Here is a 20,055-nt window from a genome sequence, read left to right on the forward strand (position 1 = left end):
GACCCAACGCTATCGCGAGCAGGCTCGCTCCCACAGGGATCAGCGTGTTATTCAAGCTTTGTTTGCAGGGAGAAAAATATGCGTTTAGTTCAGTTCGAATTGAATAACGGCGAACGTCGCGTCGGCGTGGTCGATGGCGAGAAAGTGCGCGAAGTGCAGGGCGCCCGGACTGTGCGCGACCTGGCTCTGGCGGCCATTGAGGCGGGTGTGAAGCTTGAGCAGCAGGTCAACAGCCTGGGCCTGGGAACCGCTCATGATTACCCGCAGTTACTCAGCGAACTGCGCATTCTGCCTCCGCTGGACCACCCGGACCCGGCGCACCTGCTGGTCAGCGGCACCGGCCTGACCCACCTGGGCAGTGCCTCGGCCCGGGACAAGATGCATCAGCAGGCCGGCGACGAAACCGCCATGACCGACACCATGCGCATCTTCAAGTGGGGCGTGGAGGGCGGTAAGCCTGAGAGCGGACAGGCCGGTGTGCAACCGGAGTGGTTCTACAAGGGCGACGGCAGCATTGTGGTCCGTCCGGGCCATCCGTTCCCGCTGCCGCCGTTTGCCGAAGATGCCGGCGAAGAGCCGGAAATCAGCGGGTTGTATGTCATCGGCCACGACGCTAAGCCATACAGACTGGGCTTTGCGGTGGGTAACGAGTTTTCCGATCATGTGATGGAACGCAAGAATTACCTGTACCTGGCCCATTCGAAATTGCGCAGCTGCAGCTTTGGCCCGGAACTTCGCCTGGGTGAACTGCCTCAACATCTTTCCGGGACCAGTCGTATCCTGCGCAACGGCCAAGTGCTGTGGCAGAACGAATTTCTCAGTGGCGAGGCAAACATGTGCCACAGCCTCGAAAACCTTGAGTTCCACCATTTCAAGTACAGTCAGTTCCTGCGTCCGGGTGACGTGCACGTGCATTTTTTCGGCACCGCGACCCTGTCGTTCGCCGACGGCATCCGCACGCAACCGGGGGATGTGTTCGAAATCAGCCAGACCGAATTCGGCGCACCGCTGGTCAACGGCATTGCCCCGGTGGACGCGGTGTTCAACCCGGGTACTATCGGCACACTTTAAAGGAGACTTTCGATGAACCAGATCCTTGGCCACAACTACATTGGTGGCGCGCGTAGCGCGGCCGGCCAGACACGCTTGCAGAGCCTTGACGCCAGCAGCGGCGAAGCCTTGCCCCATGAGTTCGTCCAGGCGACGGCCGAAGAAGTTGACGCTGCCGCCAAGGCTGCGGCTGCCGCTTATCCGGCCTACCGCCGCTTGAGCGCAGTGCGCCGGGCCGAGTTCCTCGAAGCCATTGCCGATGAGCTGGATGGCTTGGGCGATGAGTTCGTGGCCGTGGTCTGCCGGGAAACCGCCTTGCCGGCGGCGCGGATCCAGGGTGAGCGCGGTCGCACCAGCGGTCAGATGCGTCTGTTCGCCAAGGTCCTGCGTCGCGGCGATTTCTACGGCGCGCGCATCGACCGTGCCTTACCGGAACGCACACCGTTGCCGCGCCCGGACTTGCGTCAGTACCGCATCGGCCTGGGGCCGGTTGCGGTGTTTGGCGCCAGTAACTTTCCTCTGGCATTTTCTACAGCCGGTGGCGACACCGCGTCGGCCCTGGCCGCGGGTTGCCCGGTGGTGTTCAAGGCCCACAGCGGCCACATGGCAACGGCCGAATGGGTGGCTGATGCGATTATCCGCGCGGCTGAAAAAACCTCGATGCCCGCCGGCGTATTCAACATGATCTACGGCGGTGGTGTTGGCGAATGGCTGGTCAAGCATCCGGCGATCCAGGCGGTAGGCTTCACCGGTTCCCTCAAGGGCGGCCGGGCCCTGTGCGACATGGCCGCCGCGCGGCCCCAGCCGATCCCGGTATTCGCCGAGATGTCGAGCATCAACCCGGTGATCGTGTTGCCGCAAGCGTTGGAAAAGCGTGCCGACAGCGTCGCCCGCGATTTGACCGCCTCGGTGGTACAGGGCTGTGGTCAGTTCTGCACCAATCCCGGCCTGGTGATCGGCATCCGCTCGCCGCAATTCAGCGCCTTCACCCAACAAGTGGCCGCGCTGATCGGCGATCAGGCCCCGCAAACCATGCTCAATGCCGGCACGCTGCAAAGCTACGGCAAGGGCCTGCAGAAGTTGCTGGCTCACCCGGGCATCGAACATCTGGCCGGACGTGCGCAACAGGGCAACCAGGCCCAGCCGCAGTTGTTCAAGGCTGACGCCAGCTTGTTGATCAACGGTGACGAGGCGCTGCAAGAAGAAGTGTTCGGCCCGACCACGGTGTTTGTCGAAGTGGCGGACCCAGCCGAGCTCATTGCCGCGCTGAACGGCCTGCACGGTCAGTTGACTGCAACCATGATCGGGGAGCCAGCGGATTTCGAGCAGTTCAGCGAATTGACTCCGTTGCTGGAGCAAAAAGTCGGTCGCATCCTGCTCAACGGTTATCCAACCGGCGTCGAGGTCTGCGACTCGATGGTCCATGGCGGGCCTTACCCGGCGACGTCCGATGCCCGTGGGACTTCGGTGGGTACGCTGGCGATCGATCGTTTCCTGCGCCCGGTGTGCTTCCAGAACTACCCCGACAGCCTGTTGCCCGAGCCTTTGAAAAACGCCAATCCGTTGGGCATCCAGCGATTGGTCGATGGGGTGCCGGGGCGCGAGGCGCTCTGATCGCAGTCAGGCAGTTGCATTGAAGTTCAATGGGCTGCCGCTATCGCGAGCGGGCTCGCTCCCACAGTGGATGGGTGGTGAATACAAGATGTGTGTTCGCTGCAAATCCAATTGTGGGAGCGAGCCTGCTCGCGATGGCGATCTGGCAGTTGACCGTGCTTTCGAACCTTTTGGCCCAAGGCCCACTCCCACATTGGGTTATCATGACACTTTCCCAATGACCGACTGATCGCCATGACTGCCTTGACCGACACCCTGCTGCACGCCCTCGAAACCTGCGACATGCTGATCATCGACGGGCTGCACGCATTCGATTTTTCCCTCGACGAACAAGACCAGTTGCACGTCGAGTGCATGAACGGTCGCACCCTTGAGCATTGGCGCTTCACGCCTGCGCAGATGGAGGCCGCGACGTTCGACGAGGTCAAGAAACACTGGATCATCACCAGCGATTCGGGCGACCACCACTTGGAGTGCGTGGAAGCGACCAGCGGCCACGACGATGAGGAAGACACACATGAGGATGCGTAGTTTCTGGCCCTTGTTGATGGCCGGTAGCGTGGGTGCCATGGGCGTCCAGGCAGAGACCGATGAGCGCCATCAACTGTTGGTGGGTTCCTATACCGCCGGCCAGAGCCAGGGCATCTACCGCCTGCAATTCGACAGCCGCAACGGCCAGCTCGATGCCCAGCCGTTGCAAGTGATCAAGACCGACAACCCATCGTGGCTGACCCTTTCCAAGGACATGAGCCGGCTGTTCGTGGTGAATGAAAACGGGCCGGGGCAAAAAGACCCGGTGGGCAAGGTCAGCAGCTACGCCATTGATCCGAAGACCCATGAGCTGAGCCTGATCAGTCAGGTGCAGTCATTGGGCAACGAACCGACTCATTCGAGCCTCAGCGGCGATGGTCGACATTTGCTGGTCAGCAACTACTCGGTGGTGGAAGACCCGGGAGGCACCCTGGCGGTGTTGCCGGTGGGAACCGACGGTAAGCTGTCGCCGGTGGTGCAAGTGAGCAGCCATCAGCCGAGTCGGATCAATCCCGAGCGGCAGATGTCCGCCCATGTGCACTCGGCCGTGTCTTCGCCCGATGGCAAGTACGTGTTCGCCAGCGACCTGGGGGCGGACAAGGTGTTCATCTACCGCTACGACCCCAAGGCCAACCCCGAACTGCCACTGACCGCCGCCGATCCGGCCTTCGTGCAGTTGCCGCCCGGCAGCGGCCCGCGTCATCTGCTGTTCAGCGCCGACGGCAAGCATGCGTGGCTGACCATGGAAATGAGCGCCCAGGTGGCGGTGTTCGATTATCAGGACGGGCGTTTGACCCAGCGGCAACTGGTCGACTTGGCAGCGGGCAAACCACAGCCCGGTAGGGCGGCGGCAGCGCTGCATGCCTCCAAGGATGGCAAGTTCCTGTACGTCAGCAATCGTGGCACCACCAACGAAGTGCTGGTGTTCGCCATCGACCCGACTGCCGGCACGCTGACAGAGCTTCAGCGCCGCTCTGTGGAGGGGGATCATCCGCGGGAATTCAGCCTCGATCCGAGCGGGAAATTCCTGCTGATCGCCAATCAGAAGAGCAACCAGATCGTGGTTCTCGAGCGTGACCCCAAGACCGGCCTGCTGGGTAAAACCGTGCAAAAGCTGGCGATGGATGCGCCGAGCGACTTGAAATTCATGCTCCCTCAGTAAAGCGCAGGCCCCGATTTTCGGGGCCTGCGTCGCTGTATCAACAAGACTGATATTCGCTAGTGTTGCAAAGCATTTCAAAGCGAGATGCCTCGGCGCGTAAGTTTGCTTCACGGCCCAACCGGGCAGGCAAGCCAACTCATCCGAGGACTATCGACATGAATCTGAATCTCTTCTCCGTGATCGCTGCTTCCGCTATCTCCGCCACCGTAGCGCTGCCAGCCAGTGCCAACATTGAAATCAGCGACAAGAAAAATCGCACCCAGAGCTATACCGAAAAATACCTGCAACAGAGCGCCAACTTCTACGCCGCCCTGGACCACAAGACCCAACACTGAACCGCGCTGAAGACTGAAGCCTGCGATCTTTTCATCTTTGAAAAAGAGAAAAAATCGCAGGCTTTGCCTGCTCCTACGAAAAACCCGCTGTAATATCACATGGCCATGTGTTTAAATTTGACGCTAGTAAATTGACTCCTTCTCCAACAAGAGATCGACACTATGGCGATGCGTCTGGCAATGATGCTGCTGTTTCTCTATTCCACCCCCATTGTTTCGGCCGCCCAGCCGACCCCCGGCGAGCCGGACGCTGCTCGTGAGCGATTATTGAGCCTGCTTAGGGACTGATCTGTTTGGATTAGTAATCAATAAAACTGATAGACACTATGCGTATTTGTCGCTATTAAAATCGGTTTAGTTGATTGATTCTGTGGGCACTGAAACATGCCCACGGAGAACCCCATGGCCAGCGCAATCCTATCTTCTGCCAGACACGGCGCGTACATCGCCATCGGCCTGTACGTGGCGATGGTGTTGGTGGTCAGCCTCGGTGCCCAATACCAAGGCTCTGCCGAAACCTCTCTCCAGGCCGCCCGGCCTTCTGTTCATTATGGTTCCCCGGTTGCCCGCGCCGCGCTCGAGCATGGCGCCGCAAAAGGGGCGGTCGGCGCATGAACAGAAGCAAGTTTTGGGTGATCGCATTCCTGGCGTTCATCACCAATGGTTTTTCATTGCTGGGTCTGGGGCAAGCCTCGGCGGGATCTCTGGCGCGGACCATCGAGTGCAACCACAACATCGCGCACAACATCCTGACCGCCAAGGCTTTGGGGGCGTTGGTGGGGAATCCGCCGGTCAAGCCTAGGCTTGCCCTCTTCGGGCCTTTTCAGGTCGATTGTGCAGTGGTGCGCATGTGCAGCGTGGCTGCCTGAAGCAAGCCACAAAAGCTGTTCACCGGGTGGGTGATTGCTTGGCCATGATCGCCACGAACAACTCGGAATCCAGCAAGCCTTGCAGCCAACGCTGTAGGCGAGGGTAGGGCGCTGCGGCAAACCATTCCCGGTCGACATGAGCAAACTGCCGTACGAACGGCATCACCGCCACGTCGGCCAGGCTCTGGTGAGCCGCTGCCAGAAATGCTCGGGTTTCAAGCAACGCTTCCAGCCTGCGCAAGAAGACCTCGCCCTCGGCCCGATAATGTTCCAATGGATACTCGGGATGGCGCTCGGGGTATTTGTAGCGGTTCAGATGAAGCTTGAAGACCTGGTCGTTTTCCTCGATCAACGCGGCCGTCAACGCCTGGCCTTCGAGGTCGCCAAGCAATCTCCAATTATCCGGATCATGCTGCGCCAGGGCCCAGTGCATGATCTCCAGGCTTTCATCAATCACCTTGCCATTGACCTGCAGCACCGGGACCGTGCCCTTGCTGGAAAGCGCCAGCATCTCGGGCGGCTTGGCCTTGAGGCTGACTTCGACAATGTTCAAATCGACCGCGCTGTAGCGCAACGCCATGCGCGCTCGCATCGCGTAGGGACAACGCCGGAACGAGTAGAGCGTGGCGCGGCTCATTTCACCTCCACGGTACTCAAGCCATTCCCTTGACGACGAACCTGGATCTGCACCGGGATCCGCTCATGCATTTCCTGCACGTGGGAAATCACCGCAACCTTGCGTCCCTGGGCTTGCAAACCGTCGAGAGCATCCATGGCCAGTTGCAGCGATTCGGGGTCCAGGCTGCCAAAGCCTTCGTCAATGAACAGCGATTCGATTTTCAGCGTGCTGGACGCCATCGAGGCCAGGCCCAGCGCCAAGGCCAGGGAAACCAGGAAGGTTTCACCGCCGGACAACGAATGCACCGAGCGCAGCTCATCGCCCATCTCTGTGTCCATCACCAGAAGCCCCAACATGCTGCCACCGCGTTTGAGCCGGTAGCGGCGCACCAGTTGTCGTAGCTGCACGTTGGCGTGATGCACCAGCAAATCGAGGTTGTACGCCTGCGCCAGCTTGCGGAAGCGGTCGCCGGTGGCCGAACCGATCAGCGCATCGAGCCGTGCCCAGCGCTGGTACTCGGTATGAGCCTGTTCGATCTGCTGGGCCAGGGCCTGGTTGGCGTTCTGCCTGCGCTGGTCCTCGGCCTGTTCGGCGCGTAGTTCGGCGCAGTGCTGCTCGCTGGCGGTAAATTGGCTTTGAAGTTCGGTGAGGGCCTGGGCCAGTTGTTCAGATTCCAGGTTGCCGTTGTGCTGGGCCTGATGGTGTTGCAGGCGCTGCTCGCGCTCAGTGAGCAACACGCGGGCTTGCTCAATGGCTTTTTCGCTGTTGAGCAGTTGTTGACGCAGTTGGCCGACACTTTGCTCGTCCAGGTCAAGCAAGGCGGCCAGAGAGGCATCATTCAGTTCCGGGTGGCTGGCGCGCCATTGTGCGATGCTGGCGGCCAGGGCCGTGTGTTCAGTGTCCAGCGCTTGGGTCTGTTCCTGGCGGGCCTTGAGTTCGGCGGCCAGTTCCACCCGGTTGTGGCGTAGCGCTTGCAGTTGTTGATTGGCCGCTGTTTCGGCGCTGTGGGCCTGTTCCAGGGCTTGGTCGAGTTGCTGCTGCCACTGTTCGGCGCTGGTGTGTTCGCCCAGCAATTGCTTGAGCCGCTGCTGGCAGGCCTGCTGTTGTTCCGTCAGGGCGCTCAGTTGCCGTTGCGCCAACTCCAACTGTTGGAGGCGGGTTTGCTGGCGATCCTGCTCTTTCTCCAGGGCCTGCTGACGCTGAAGCTGCTCGCTGAGTTCGTCGCGTTGCTGTTCCAGGTGCGCCAGGCGTTGAGCGATCTGCTGGTCAAGCTGCATGAAGGTCGCGGCCGGCTCGGTGCGCAGGGCCTGTAGTGTGTCTGCCGGCAACAGCGTACTGAAGTGGCTCAGTTCCTCGTCCAGGCGCTGGCGATCCCGGGCCAGCTCCTGTTGTTGGTTGTTCAGGTGCAGTGATGCCTGCTGATGCGCAGTTTCAGCCTCGCGCAATTGCTGCGCCAGGCGCGCGGCGTCCTGTTGCAGCGTCAGCAGGGCGGCCTGGCGTTGTTCGTCCTGGCTGATACGCAGGTTGAGCTGACTGCTTTGCTGGTCCAGCCAGGCGTCGCGTTTGGCCGCATCCTGGGCCAGCAGTTGCGCCGAGAGCGGATGGCCTTCAAGGCTGGGCGCCAGACTTTGATGCTGGCTGGCGAGCTGTTCCTGTTGCTGCTTGAGTTCTTTGAGCTGGGCGATGACGCCGCTGTATTGCGCGCGCAGGTCGATGACTTTTTCATGGAGCGACTCGACGGCTTTGCGTGCATTGGCCTCTTCGGTTTCATCAAAACGCCCCAGGCTTTGCAGCAAGGCTTCGGGCTGATGGTAAGGATGCTCGACGCTGCCACACACCGGGCATGGCTGGTCATCCTTGAGCTGTTCACGCAGTTGTTCGACGCTTTCGCTGCGGGCCAGGCGCTGACGCTCCAGCAGTTGGCGGGTGACGCTCAGGGTCTGTTCGGCAATCGCCAGTTCGGCCTTGGCTTCGCTGCCTTCGCGTACCAATCGGTCGCGTTCCTGCAACGCCTGTTGCTGGCGCTGTTCAAGCTCGGCACCTCGCTTGTCCAGCTCTTGCTGGCTGGCCCAGAGCCGCGTCAGATCCTCGAATGCACGCAGTTGCTTGCGATTGTCTTGCAGCAGATTAGCGAGCAACTGGATCTGCTCGGCCACCGCTTGCGGTTCGGCGTCGGCTTCCTTGTAGAGCACTTCGAGGTTTTGCCGGTGGGTTGCCAGGTGCTCGGCGGCGTGGGCGGCATTTTGCTCCAGGGTGGCGAGTTCAACCTGACCCTGGTTCAGGCGATTGCCAATCAGCATCAGCTGTTGGAGGCGATCACGATAGGCCTGCCAGGCGTCGCTCAACGGCGCCAGGTGAGTGCTTTGTTCAAGCTCCCCGGCGATTCGCTGCAAGCGCTCGGCCACCTGTTTTTGCTGCTCAAGCAGCGTGTCGATGGTGCGCTGGCCTTCGCTACAGGCGTGTTGTGCCTGCTCCTGGCGTTCGGCGCTTTGGCGAGCCTCCTTGTCGAGGCGGGCGAGGGTGCCTTGTTCTTCAAAGGCCTGGCGCAGCAAGGGGGCGCTGTCGGTGCTGTGTTGTCGGGCTGCGGTCAGCGCCAGTTGCGCAACGCCCAGGCCTTTCTCCAGCTCGGCCTGGCGTTCATGCAGATCGATCTGCTGCTGGGTGAGCTGCTGAACCTGTACGGCCAGGGGTTCGAGCTGCCGGGTCAGTTCCGTCTGGCGGATGAACTGATGCCGTTGCGGCGCGAGTTGTTCCAGGCGGGTCAGCTTCAGGCGTTCGTCGGCCAGGGCGTCCCAGTCAGTTTGGGCCTGTTGCAGTTGCTCGGCGGCGCTGGCCCGTTGCTCTTGCAACTGGCGCAGTTCCTTAAGCCAGGTGTGTTGCTGCTCCAGTTGCTTGAGTTGCGCCTGTTGGGTCTTGAGCTGTTGCTGGGCTTCGTTGAAGCGCTGGTCCAGTTCGGCGCGGGCCTCTGGGGTCAGTGGTGTGACGCCGGTGGCCTGGTCCTGCAATTGCTTGTGGGACTCTCTGGCTTGCTTGGCCTTGTCGAAGGCGCGCCGGCCCAATCGGGTATACAGGGCGGTATCAGTGAGCTTTTCCAGCAGCTCGCTGCGGTCGTTGTCGTCGGCCTTGAGGAATGCACTGAACTCGCTCTGGGCCAGCAACACGGCACGGGTGAACTGTTCAAAGTTCAAGCCCAGGGCGGCTTCGAGCTGGGCTTTGTATTCGCCTTTCTGACTCGCCAGCAACTGATCGTTGTCCAGATCCCGCAGGCTCTGGCGGCTGGCTTGCAGCTTGCCACCGGCCTTTTCCCGGGCGCGATTGGCTTCCCAGCGCGCCCGGTAGCGACGGCCGTCGATGCCGCGAAAATCCACTTCGGCGTAACCATCGCCGGTACCACGGCGCAACAGCGTACGCGGATCGCCCGTAGCGATTTCGCCGTCGGCGTCCGGCACCTTGGCGTCGCGCCCGGTGTTGCTGAGGCGCGGCACGGCGCCGAACAGCGCCAGGCACAACGCGTCGAGCAGGGTGCTTTTACCGGCGCCCGTGGGGCCGGTGATGGCGAACAGGCCTGCACTGGCAAGCGGTTCGGCGGTGAAGTCTATTTCGAAGGGCCCTGCCAGCGACGCGAGGTTCTTGAGACGGATCGCGAGAATTTTCATGGCTGCTCACCCTCCATCTGCACGTCTTGCAACAGCACGGCAAAATCCTTGAGAGTCTGTTCGTCCACTTCGTTGCCGTAGGTGTCCTGCCAGGCGCGGCTGAACAATTCCTGCGGGCTCAACTGATCCAGTTCCACCAACGCGGCGCCGTCATCGACGTTTGTGCTGCCGCCGTTGCCGGCGTATTCGGCGGCGATCCGCACCAGGCGCACGGCTTTGCCTTGCAGGGCGGTTTCCACTTGATGGCGCAGGTCAGGCTGCGGCTCATCGAGGCGCACCCGCACCTCCAGCCAGGGCTGGCGCTGGACATCGGCCAACAGGTCGATGTCCGGCAGGTCCTTGAGTTGCACCAGAATATCGGCCAGGGGTGCCGGGCCCAGGCGCTGCAGATTGACGGCCCGGGGAATCAGCCGTGGCTCGACTTTGACCAGGGTTTCGCCTTCCAGGGTGATATCGAGAATCTGATGCTGATAACCGATTTCCGAAAATGACAATGGAATCGGCGAGCCGCTGTAGCGGATGCGCTCTTCGCCGTTGACCTTTTGTGGTTTGTGCAAATGGCCGAGGGCGACGTAGCTGATGCTCGGGCCGAACAGGCTGGCGGGCAGGGCCTCGGCGTTGCCAATGATCAGGCTGCGCTCGGAATCCTCGGACACCGAGCCGCCGGCCATGTGGGCGTGGCTGATGGCGATCAGTGCCTGGCCCTTCTTGCGTTTGTCGTTGGCGGCGGCGATCAGCCATTCATGGACCTGACCGATGCCCCGCAGGTAATCGTCACCCAGTTGTGCGCCGGTCACCTCGGCAGGCCGCAGGAATGGCAGGGCCAGGCACCAGGCCTTGACCTTGCCCTTGGCGTCGGGCAACGGCAGCAGCAAGCGCTCGACGTCCAATTGCCCGTCGTCCAGCCACAACACCCGGCCCAGGGCATGGGTGCGCAACCGACGCATCAGCGGCGCCGGTAGTTCGATACGCGAACCGGAGTCGTGGTTGCCGGCGATCATCACAATGGTCAGATTGGCGTTTTGTTCATGGGCACTGACGATGAAGTCGTACAGCCGCTCCTGGGCTTTGACCGGCGGGTTCACCGTGTCGAAGATATCCCCGGCAATCAGCAGCACGTCGGGCTTTTCACTGGTCAACTGACGCAGCAGCCAGTCAAGGAAACAGGCGTGTTCGAAGTCGCGTTCCTGACCGTGCAGGTTTTGCCCAAGGTGCCAGTCGGAGGTGTGGAACAGACGCAAGATGAACTCCAGAAAACAGATGATGGCCGCGGGAAGAGAGGCGGCTAAAAGATGGAGAGTTTACTGGGAAACAGAGGAGAGAAACCGGGCAATTTCTCCAAATGAGTTGGCGCCACTCCTGTGGCGAGCCACAGAAGCGCTATGTCCCGCAAAGGGATCACTTGGGGTAGAGCGGTGGCAAGCCACTGTCGCCGGCCGGGTCCTGGAAGCCTTCCGCAGCGGGAATGGTACGAATGGCTCGCCACAGATCTTCGCCCTGCCAATACTGACCCGTTTCGCTGTAGAGCGCGCCGTTGAGGCCATCCAGGGCGTCGGACAGTGGCACGAAGCGCGCGGCCATGTCGGCCAGGGTTTCCGGTTGCTGGCGAGCCCAGGCGTCCAGCGCCTGGCGTGTAGCGTGGGAGTCGTTGGCCAGGCAGGCACGCTTGAGGTCGTCCAGCAAGGTCCGCGGGCTCGGCCCGGCCTGGGTCGCGCGCAGGATGGCCGGCTGCGAACGGGCGCGCCACCACAGGCCCAAGCCCAGCAGCGTGGTGCAGGCCAGGATGAAAGTGCTCAATTGCCAATACCGCAAGGTGTCGCTGTCGACGATCGTCACAATCTGAGGTGTGCTTGTTGGCGTGTCCACCATCAGGCTCGGATTGTTCGCCACTTGCAGGGTCCGCGCTGGAAGGCTGGTGCGGTCCAGGTGGTCTTCCCGGGTGTTCCACCAAACCACTTCCACCGGCGGCAATTCAATGGTGCCGCTGCGGTTGGGCACCAGGGCCTCGCGGTCTTCACGGCTGCCCACCAAACCGCGCTCGCTGCTGCGACTGCTGAGTACCGGTTGGTCGGGGTAGCGCCGCAGGCCGCTGATTTCAGTGGCTGGCAGGGGCGGTAGCTGGGCGCTGGCCAGACCCTCGGCTTCCAGGGTCAGGCTGCGGGTCAGGGAGTCACCCACCTGGCTGTGGGTTGGTTCCGGGCTCCAGCTCTCGCTCAAGGAAAGGCTGCGCGCCGGCAGCCAGGGCACATCTGCCGGGTAGCTGGCGGGCTTGGGGTTGACGGTCAGGCGCAGTTGCTCGGAGCTGACCCGCATCAACTGGCCGGGCTTGGGCCCCGACGGCGCGGTTCCCTGGGCCACCGGCTCGACCAGGGTGGCGCTGAAGGTCTGGGCCGGGATCATCAGTTCGCCGCTGCGTTGGGGGTAGATGCCGTAGCGCAGTTCGATCACGCCGTGGCGTACGTTGTTGATGACCTTTTCGTAGGTGCGTGATTCGCCCAGTTGCTCGGTACGGGCATCGGGAATGTGCAGCGGTGTCAGGCTGCTGTCGTCGTACAGCGACACCGAATGGTAGATGCGCAAGGTCAGGATCGCCTGTGCCTGCACATAGACGTCGGTCTGGTCGAGGCTGGCCTCGATGAACACCGGGGCCAGTTTGCCCGGCTCATTGCGCGTTTCGCTTTCGATCACTTGCAGGGTGATCGGTTGGCTGGTCACTTCGCCCAATTGCAGGGGCGGAATGACCACGGTGCCACTTTGGCGCGGCAGCAGGGTGACGATCCAGCGGGTGGTGGCGCGATTCTCGCCATCAAGAGTCGTCAGTTGGTTGACCTGGCGGGTGCCGCGCACTTCGAACAGCGCCTGGAGCGGGCTCAGGTCGGGTTTGCCGAACAGTGTGGCGTCATTGGACTCCAGGGTCAGTTCCACGGTCTCCCCGGAATTCAGGCGCCCGCGATCCACACTGGCAGTCAACTGTACGGCCTGGGTTCCAGATGCCCAGAGCAGCAACACGAGGAGGTAGGCGGTGAAGCGGGTCATGGGGTTTTTCCCTGGGCCTGATGGCTTTGCTGTTCATACCAGAATTTACGTCTGAGCAGTTCGCCCGGATTATCCGGGATCTGGCGCAGCCATTGTTCCAGTGCCTGGCGCTGTTCTTCGTCGTTGCGCTGGCCGGCCGCGGGGCGCAGTGGTGGGGTCGTGGTCCGCTCATCAGGCAACTCGCTGCCCGGCACATCCTGGGCACCAGGCGGTTGCGCTGCCTGGGGGCCCTGGGATTGTTCCGGTGTCGCGGTCGCTTCGGAGGAGGGCTGTCCCGGCGCAGAACTTTGTGCCTGGGCATTGGCGTTCGGTGCTTGCTCGGCGGGCCCTGGCTGCTCACTTTCACTGGGCTCAGGTTCGGCAGGTTTTGCCGTCTGCTCTTTGAGCAGGCTCTGCACCAGCGCTTTGTTGGTTTGGGCGGGACGCAGGTCCGGTTGCAATTCCAGGGCTTGCTCGTACGCATCCAGCGCGGCGTCCAGTTCGCCGCTTTTGGCCAGGGCGTTGCCGCGATTGTAGTGGGCGCGGGCGTCGTTGCCCTCGGCAAAGCGGCGAGCGGCTTCGCTGTAGGCACCGGCTTCATACAGGGCCACACCTTGCCATTGGTGGTCCTCGAAGTGGGCGGCGGCCTCGGCCGGACGCTTCTGCTTGAGCAGGTGCTGGCCCTGTTGATCGGGGCGCAGCCACAGGTCCTGGAGTTCGAAGGCATGACCGGTTTGCGGCACCATGAACACCCACGGCAGGCAGAACAGCCAGCCGCGCCGTCCGGCGCAGGCGGCCAGCAACAACAGCGGCAGGAGCAGCCAGTAGCCATGGTCCGCCCAGGTATCCAGGCGCAACGTCTGACCGTCGCTGCGCAAATGGCGAGGGCCGTCCAGCAGCCCCAGGCCACGCAGGTCGCTATCGTCCAGGCGCGCCGGACGATAGCGGCCGTCCAGCTCATTGAGGAAGGACTTGAGGCTCGGGCTGTCCAGGCGCGGTACCAGAATCGCGCCCTGGGCATCCTTGAGGTAACTGCCATCTTCCTGGGTTACCGGGGCGCCTTCGCGTGTTCCGATGCCCAGCATCAGCAATTGCGTGGCAGATCCATCGAGGATCTGGCGGATATGCTCGCGTTCCTGTTCGTTCAACGATGAACCTATCAGCAGGATCCGACCGTGACCAAGTCCGCTCTGATCCAGCAGGGCCATGGCCTTGTTGACCGCCAGGTCGGCGCGATGGCCGTTCTGGGGCATGATCGAGGGGGTGAGTGCTTCCAGGAGGTTGGCGCTGGTGGACAGGTCGTCGGACAGCGGCACCAGCGTATGGGCACTGCCGGAATAGACGATGATTGCGGTCTGGGCGTCGCTGCGGCTATGAAGCAAGTCCAGCACCTTGCGCCGGGCTTGCTCCAGACGCGTGGGCGGGACGTCGGCGGCGAGCATTTGCGGAGTCAGTTCCAGCACCACCACCAGCGGATCGGCGGGTTTTTGGCTGGTCTGTTCGACCCGTGCCCAACTGGGGCCCAGCAGCGCAAGCACCACCAACAGCCAGCCCAGGCCAAGGGCAACCCACGGGAGTTTGCTTTCGCGGCCGTTGCCGCCACTGAGCAGCACGGCATGAAACGCCGGCGGCAGGATCATTTGCCAGCGGCCCACGCGTTTCTGCCGGTGCCACAGGTGCCACAGCAGCCACCCCAACAAAGGCAGCAGCAATAGGAACCAGGGACGCAACCAGTGTGGCCAGAGAGCGATCATCGGCGTTTCCCCAGACGCATGCGCTTGAGTCGCCGGCGCCACTCGGAATGTTCTGCCGGTTGGAACAATGGCTGGGTGAACAGACGCTGCAGAGGGTTGTCCGGCCAGCGTTCCCGGGCTACCAGCAAAACGCTCAGCAGCAGCGCAACGGCCAGGGGCCATTGGTAAAGTGCCTGGGCGGGGCGCGCCTGGGTCGGCTGTTGGGTCACCGGTTCGAGCTGGTCGAGGGTGGTCTTGATCGCCAGCAACTGTTGGCCATCCTGGGCGCGGAAATACTGGCCGCCCGTGGCTTGGGCAATTTCCCTGAGTGTCGCTTCGTCGAGGTCCAGGCTCGGGTTGACCCCGACAAACCCTGCTGTGCCACTTTCTTCCGGATCGGCGCCAATGCCGATCGGGTAGATCTTCACGCCTTCTTCAGCGGCCAGCCGGGCGGCGGTCAGCGGGTCGATTTCCCCGCCGTTGTTGGCGCCATCGGTCACCAGGATCAGCACGCGGCTGTTTGCCGGACGTTGACGCAGGCGCTTGAGCGCCAGGCCGATGGCGTCGCCGATAGCGGTGTTCTTGCCGGCGATGCCGATGCGCGCTTCATCCAGCCAAAGCCGCACGGTGCGACGATCGAAGGTCAGCGGTGCCTGGAGGTAGGCCTGGCTGCCGAACAGGATCAGGCCGACCCGATCACCTTCGCGGCTCTCGAGAAAATCTCCCAGCAGGTGCTGGACCAGCGCGAGGCGACTGATTTCTTCGTCTTGCCAGCGCATATCGGGAAAGTCCATGGACCCCGAGACATCCACCGCCACCAACAGGTCCCGGCCGCTGGCGGCGATGGGCAACGGCTCACCCAACCATTGCGGGCGGGCAGCGGCAATCAGCAACAGCAGCCAGAGCAGGATGAAGGGTGCCTGCTGACGCCAGGTCGGCAGATTGCTTCGGGCCCGGCGCCCCACGAGACCTTCGAGGTCGCCCAGGAAACTGACCCTGAGGGCCGGCTCGCCACTGTCGGCCGCCGGCAGCACCAGGCGCATCAGCCAGGGCAGCGGCAACAGCGCGAAAATCCACGGCCAGGCGAACTCAAACATGTTTGCGAATCCAGATTTCGACGGCTTGGGTCAGGCCGGCAATGGCTTTGTCATCGAGCTTGCATTCGGGTTTATAGGCGCCTTCCACCAGCACCATCCAGCGGGTCAGGCCTGCCGCCGGGCAGCGGTTATCCAGGAAAGCCAGCCATTTACGTCCGTTGAGGGTGTGGCTCTGGCTGTACGGATAGTGGTTGCGACACAGGCGCTTGAGCAGCCCGTTGAGCTGTTGCAGCCAGGCGCCGGCAGGGGCGCCATCGTAGGGTTTGGGCAGTTGGGCGAGTTCCGCCAGCGCGGCCAGGCGCGCCGGGTCCAGGGGTTGCTCGGCGCGCACGGTGGAGCGCTTGGCGGGAAGGAACCGGCGCAATTGCCACAGTCCAAACCCCAGCAACGGCAACACCACCAGCAGCAGCCACCAGCCCGGCGCGGGAGGCCAGAAGCCGATGGGTGGCGGCGTGATCAGTGGCTGCAGTTGATCGAGACTGCTCATCGGCTTTTCCCCGACCGCTTGGGGTTCAGGTATTCGCGTAGCTGTTCGACCATGTCGCCCTGGGTGCTCAGGGGCATGAGCAGAATCCGCAGCTTCTGGGCCAGCAATTCCCAGCGCTCCTGGCGCGCCTCGGCCTGGGCGCGATAGGTCTGGCGCAGTTCGAAATTCAGGGTGTCGAGTTCCAACTGCGCGCCGCGCTGGGCGAAACGCAGCAATCCGGCGGCGGGCAGGGCGTGATCCAGCGGATCCGAAAGCGGCAACAGCAACAGGTCGCAATGGCGTGACAGCAGGCTCAACTGTTGCTCGGCGCTGTCGGACAGCGCGCGCTCATCGCAAATCACGATCACCAGGCTGCCAGGGCGCAATACTTCCCGGGCCCGGCGCAAGGCGTTGCCGAACGAATCGCGGTCCGCTTCGCCCTCGGTATGCAGCGATTGATTGACCCGCACCAGGCGGTTCAGCAGTTGCAGAAGGCTCTGTTTGCTGCGCCGGGGCTTAACCTCGTAATGGGTGTTATCTCCGAACACCAGCCCGCCGACCCGGTCGTTGTGCCCCAGGGCGGCCCAGCCGATCAGGCTGGCGGCCTGGGCCGCGAGCACCGACTTGAACATCAGCCCCGAGCCGAAGAACAGCCGATGGCTTTGCTCGATCATGATGAAGATCGGCCGCTCCCGCTCCTCATGAAACAGCTTGGTGTGGGGCTCCTGAGTACGAGCGGTCACGCGCCAGTCAATGGTGCGTACGTCGTCGCCGGCCTGATAGACCCGCACCTGATCGAAATCCACGCCGCGCCCGCGCAGTTTGGAGTGGTGCAGGCCGATCAGTGGGCTACGTTGGCCCGGCGTCGAGAACAACTGCACTTCACGCACGCGATGGCGCATCTCGATCAGCTCCGAAAGGCTGACGCGGATGCCCGGTACGGGCGCCAGTGGGTTGTTCATGGCTGGCTACTCAAGCGACGGCGACGACGTCGAGAATCCGCTGCACGACGCGGTCCTGGTCAATACCGGCAGCTTCGGCTTCGAACGACAGAATGATGCGATGGCGCAGCACGTCGAACAGCACGGCCTGGATGTCTTCGGGGCTGACGAAGTCGCGGCCGGCGAGCCAGGCGTGGGCACGGGCGCAGCGGTCCAGGGCAATGGAGCCTCGCGGGCTGGCGCCGTAGGCGATCCATTCGGCCATTTCCGGGTCGAACTTGGCCGGCGTACGGGTGGCCATGACCAGTTGCACCAGATATTCCTCCACGGCGTCGGCCATGTACAACCCGAGGATCTCCTTGCGAGCGGAGAAAATAGCCTGCTGGCTCACGCGGCGCTCGGGCTTGGTTTCGCCGTGCAGCGCTTCACCTCGGGCCTGCTGCAGAATACGACGCTCCACCGCGGCATCCGGGAAGCCGATCTTGACGTGCATCAGGAAGCGGTCGAGCTGGGCCTCGGGCAGCGGGTAGGTGCCTTCCTGCTCGATCGGGTTTTGCGTGGCCATCACCAAAAACAGGGGCGACAGCTCGTACGTGCTGCGCCCGACGCTGACCTGGCGCTCGGCCATTGCTTCGAGCAAGGCCGACTGGACCTTGGCCGGGGCACGGTTGATTTCGTCCGCCAGCACCAGGTTGTGGAAGATCGGCCCCTGCTGGAACACGAAACTGCCGGTTTCCGGGCGGTAGATTTCCGTGCCGGTAATGTCGGCGGGCAGCAGGTCGGGGGTGAACTGAATACGATGGAACTGCGCTTCAATGCCCTCGGCCAGCTCTTTGATGGCCTTGGTCTTGGCCAGCCCCGGCGCGCCTTCCACCAGCATGTGGCCGTCAGCGAGCAGGGCGATGAGCAGACGCTCGATGAGTTTTTCCTGGCCGAGGATCTGCGTTGAAAGAAAGGTTCGCAGCGCCAGCAGCGCTTCACGATGTTCCATCGGTGACTGTTCCTGGAAAGGGTGGCCCAGGCGTTCGGATAACGTCGGGGCTGGGGGCGTTACTTTAATGCATGGCGGGGGGTGGCGACTAACGGGATTTTGTTTGGTGTGCGGATTTGTGATCGGTTTGGATTCATTGGGGGATCTGAGGTGAACACCGACTCTATGAACACCCCAGATCGGCTCCCGCAGGGACTGGCGTTCAGATCTATTCCTGTATGCCGGCTAGTGCCGTGTCCTGAAAGTCATTGAGCAACAATTTGATTGCCGGTCTGTCGGCCAGCTCCTGCCAACACCCGTCGTCAACAATCGCGCCGTCGCGCAGGACGATGACCCGATCAAAGCGCTGTAGATGTTCGAAATCATGAGTGACACAAATTAGCCCGCGTTCTGCGAAGGTATCGAACAGCAAGTCCCATAGGGAGTCGGTCAACCCGGGCTCGATTGATGCACTGGGTTCATCGAACAAATTGAATCGCCCAGGCCTGTTGATCAGACGCAGCAGTGACAGACGCTTGGCTTCACCGCCAGAAATATTCGATGCGTGTTCACTGATGCTCCGTTCACAGACAATGTCCTGTAGCTGCAGTCGTCGTATTGCCTGGTCGAGGTGAGGCGACGCTTTAACGCCAAACAGAACGGACCTTTCAAAGAGACCTTCGAGAAAACAGGGCTGCTGAGGGCAGTACCTCAATGCACTCAAGTGGGCGCGAGGATTCAGTTGCGAAACGGGAGTTGCGTCGATGCTCAACTGATTTCGCGTTTCTTGATCAAGACCAGCGAGAACTTCCAACAAGGTGGATTTGCCCGCACCGCTCTGGCCGATGATCGCCACGGATTGACCTTGAGTAAATCTCAGGCTTTGCGTGATCGACAAGCGAACGTCGCCATTTTCGGTCAGTACGCACGGATCCAGAATCAGTGTCGATGCCCCTCGAAAATTGACTTCCGATTGCCGATTGCCATGGTCAAAATTTGGGAGCAAAAGCAGGCTTTGAAGTCGACGCTGATCGGCAAGAAACTGATCCAGCACACGATAGCCCTCCGTTAACGCGGCGATATTGAGTAAGTAACTGCCGGCAATGGAAAAAATGGCCACCAGTTGTCCGACACTGATACTGGGCTGGTTCGACAGTTGATCAACAACCCCCCATCCCAGTAATCCGCCCGTGGAGAGGCTGACGAACAGAATCTTGGCAGCGCTCAAGAAACCACCCGAGGTTGCCGCGGTCACCGCAGTATTGGCATAGCATTTGAAGGCCTCATTCAACGGCTGTGTGGCGGTAGACTCGGCGTTTTCCAGCTTTATTGCTTTGCCTGCATTGAGCGTGTTGTATAGGAGGGCGCTCAATTCATCTTCCTGCTCGTTGACAGCGTCAATGTGCTTCCTGCGCCATCTGATAATTTTGTGGCTGACAATCAGGTAGATAAATCCTAGACCCGTCATGCTCACAAAAACTTCAATGCCACCCATGTAAAAAAAAGCGCCGCCAACGATCAAGAACTCCAGGCACAGCGGCAGTCCGACGGTAACAAAAAACGTCAATAGTTGTTCGTGAGCGGTAATTCCACGCTCGACCGACTTTATGAAGTGACCGATTCGCCATGAATTGAACCGGGCAAATTCCTTGCGCATAAGGTTTGCCAGCCATTCAATAGATGCGGCCATGATAATTTGCTGGACAAGCTTGGATAGGAAATGGATCTGTAGCGGGCTGATAATTGCCTGCACGCACCCAGCGAGCACAAGGCCTGCCGTAAGAGTGAGCATTAGGTTGACGGTTGCATGTTTCTCGCCGTACAGGGTGTCGACGATGGCCCCCAGGAGCAAAGGTGGGGCAAGTGCGATGAGCTTGAGCACCAGGATTGTTGCAATGGTGGATGCCAGAAGAGTCGTATGTTCTTTGCAGGCAGTTCTAATGAGCGTTTGCATAGGATGCATACGACCGTCCGTTATTGTTTTATGGGTGGTTGGT

18 protein-coding genes are annotated in these 20,055 nt (G+C 61.6%); 8 read left to right on the plus strand and 10 right to left on the minus strand.

Annotated elements, in window-relative coordinates; all coding sequences use genetic code 11:
* Positions 1 to 78 precede the first annotated feature (78 nt).
* The 8 genes from araD1 (at position 79) to T3A99_RS03825 (ending at position 5,561) form a co-directional block, all read left to right on the plus strand.
* Positions 79 to 1,071, plus strand: a complete 993-nt coding sequence (gene araD1 / locus T3A99_RS03790) for an AraD1 family protein (RefSeq protein WP_076384445.1) — start codon at positions 79 to 81, stop codon at positions 1,069 to 1,071.
* A gap of 12 nt (positions 1,072 to 1,083) precedes the next feature.
* A complete protein-coding gene (locus tag T3A99_RS03795) occupies positions 1,084 to 2,664 on the plus strand; it encodes an aldehyde dehydrogenase (NADP(+)) (RefSeq protein ID WP_322833953.1) in 1,581 nt (526 codons plus the stop codon).
* 234 nt (positions 2,665 to 2,898) lie between these two features.
* Positions 2,899 to 3,195 (plus strand): DUF5629 family protein, encoded by a 297-nt coding sequence (locus T3A99_RS03800; protein ID WP_047225875.1) that lies wholly within the window; start codon positions 2,899 to 2,901, stop codon positions 3,193 to 3,195.
* Positions 3,182 to 4,357: a lactonase family protein gene (locus tag T3A99_RS03805; RefSeq protein ID WP_322833954.1), complete on the plus strand. Its 1,176-nt coding sequence runs from the start codon at positions 3,182 to 3,184 to the stop codon at positions 4,355 to 4,357. Before T3A99_RS03800 ends, T3A99_RS03805 begins: the two co-directional genes overlap by 14 nt.
* 155 nt (positions 4,358 to 4,512) lie before the next feature.
* Positions 4,513 to 4,692: a hypothetical protein gene (locus tag T3A99_RS03810; RefSeq protein WP_047225788.1), complete on the plus strand. Its 180-nt coding sequence runs from the start codon at positions 4,513 to 4,515 to the stop codon at positions 4,690 to 4,692.
* A 162-nt stretch (positions 4,693 to 4,854) separates the two neighbouring features.
* Positions 4,855 to 4,980, plus strand: coding sequence for a hypothetical protein (locus T3A99_RS03815; RefSeq protein WP_256676792.1), 126 nt, complete (start codon positions 4,855 to 4,857; stop codon positions 4,978 to 4,980).
* 114 nt (positions 4,981 to 5,094) lie between these two features.
* The gene (locus T3A99_RS03820; RefSeq protein ID WP_322833955.1) at positions 5,095 to 5,307 is read left to right on the plus strand and encodes a hypothetical protein; all 213 of its coding nucleotides are present in this window, start codon (positions 5,095 to 5,097) and stop codon (positions 5,305 to 5,307) included.
* The gene (locus tag T3A99_RS03825; RefSeq protein ID WP_076384451.1) at positions 5,304 to 5,561 is read left to right on the plus strand and encodes a hypothetical protein; all 258 of its coding nucleotides are present in this window, start codon (positions 5,304 to 5,306) and stop codon (positions 5,559 to 5,561) included. The genes T3A99_RS03820 and T3A99_RS03825 overlap by 4 nt, the downstream gene beginning before the upstream one ends.
* A gap of 19 nt (positions 5,562 to 5,580) precedes the next feature.
* Here the strand turns inward: T3A99_RS03825 and T3A99_RS03830 are convergent, their stop codons facing one another.
* The 10 genes from T3A99_RS03830 to T3A99_RS03875 all read right to left on the minus strand — a co-directional run bounded on the left by T3A99_RS03830 (position 5,581) and on the right by T3A99_RS03875 (position 20,021).
* Positions 5,581 to 6,198 (minus strand): glutathione S-transferase, encoded by a 618-nt coding sequence (locus T3A99_RS03830; protein ID WP_076384453.1) that lies wholly within the window; start codon positions 6,196 to 6,198, stop codon positions 5,581 to 5,583.
* Positions 6,195 to 9,836 carry an AAA family ATPase gene (locus T3A99_RS03835; protein WP_322833956.1) on the minus strand — a complete coding sequence of 1,214 codons (3,642 nt, stop codon included), beginning with the start codon at positions 9,834 to 9,836 and terminating at the stop codon, positions 6,195 to 6,197. The genes T3A99_RS03830 and T3A99_RS03835 overlap by 4 nt, the downstream gene beginning before the upstream one ends.
* Positions 9,833 to 11,077 (minus strand): exonuclease SbcCD subunit D C-terminal domain-containing protein, encoded by a 1,245-nt coding sequence (locus T3A99_RS03840; RefSeq protein ID WP_047225793.1) that lies wholly within the window; start codon positions 11,075 to 11,077, stop codon positions 9,833 to 9,835. Before T3A99_RS03840 ends, T3A99_RS03835 begins: the two co-directional genes overlap by 4 nt.
* A gap of 157 nt (positions 11,078 to 11,234) precedes the next feature.
* Complete coding sequence (locus T3A99_RS03845; RefSeq protein WP_047225794.1) at positions 11,235 to 12,872, minus strand: BatD family protein; 1,638 nt, start codon at positions 12,870 to 12,872, stop codon at positions 11,235 to 11,237.
* Positions 12,869 to 14,605 carry a vWA domain-containing protein gene (locus T3A99_RS03850; protein WP_322833957.1) on the minus strand — a complete coding sequence of 579 codons (1,737 nt, stop codon included), beginning with the start codon at positions 14,603 to 14,605 and terminating at the stop codon, positions 12,869 to 12,871. Before T3A99_RS03850 ends, T3A99_RS03845 begins: the two co-directional genes overlap by 4 nt.
* Complete coding sequence (locus T3A99_RS03855; protein WP_173406910.1) at positions 14,602 to 15,681, minus strand: vWA domain-containing protein; 1,080 nt, start codon at positions 15,679 to 15,681, stop codon at positions 14,602 to 14,604. Before T3A99_RS03855 ends, T3A99_RS03850 begins: the two co-directional genes overlap by 4 nt.
* A complete protein-coding gene (locus T3A99_RS03860) occupies positions 15,674 to 16,168 on the minus strand; it encodes a DUF4381 domain-containing protein (RefSeq protein WP_173406911.1) in 495 nt (164 codons plus the stop codon). The genes T3A99_RS03855 and T3A99_RS03860 overlap by 8 nt, the downstream gene beginning before the upstream one ends.
* Entirely contained in the window at positions 16,165 to 17,109 is a 945-nt protein-coding gene (locus tag T3A99_RS03865; RefSeq protein WP_047225798.1) for a DUF58 domain-containing protein, read from the minus strand. Before T3A99_RS03865 ends, T3A99_RS03860 begins: the two co-directional genes overlap by 4 nt.
* 10 nt (positions 17,110 to 17,119) lie before the next feature.
* Complete coding sequence (locus T3A99_RS03870; protein ID WP_047225799.1) at positions 17,120 to 18,079, minus strand: AAA family ATPase; 960 nt, start codon at positions 18,077 to 18,079, stop codon at positions 17,120 to 17,122.
* Between the two features lie 208 nt (positions 18,080 to 18,287).
* Positions 18,288 to 20,021 carry an ATP-binding cassette domain-containing protein gene (locus tag T3A99_RS03875; protein ID WP_322833958.1) on the minus strand — a complete coding sequence of 578 codons (1,734 nt, stop codon included), beginning with the start codon at positions 20,019 to 20,021 and terminating at the stop codon, positions 18,288 to 18,290.
* Positions 20,022 to 20,055 lie beyond the last annotated feature (34 nt).

This window comes from Pseudomonas sp. N-137 (assembly GCF_034555295.1).
Classification (GTDB): domain Bacteria; phylum Pseudomonadota; class Gammaproteobacteria; order Pseudomonadales; family Pseudomonadaceae; genus Aquipseudomonas; species Aquipseudomonas rhizophila.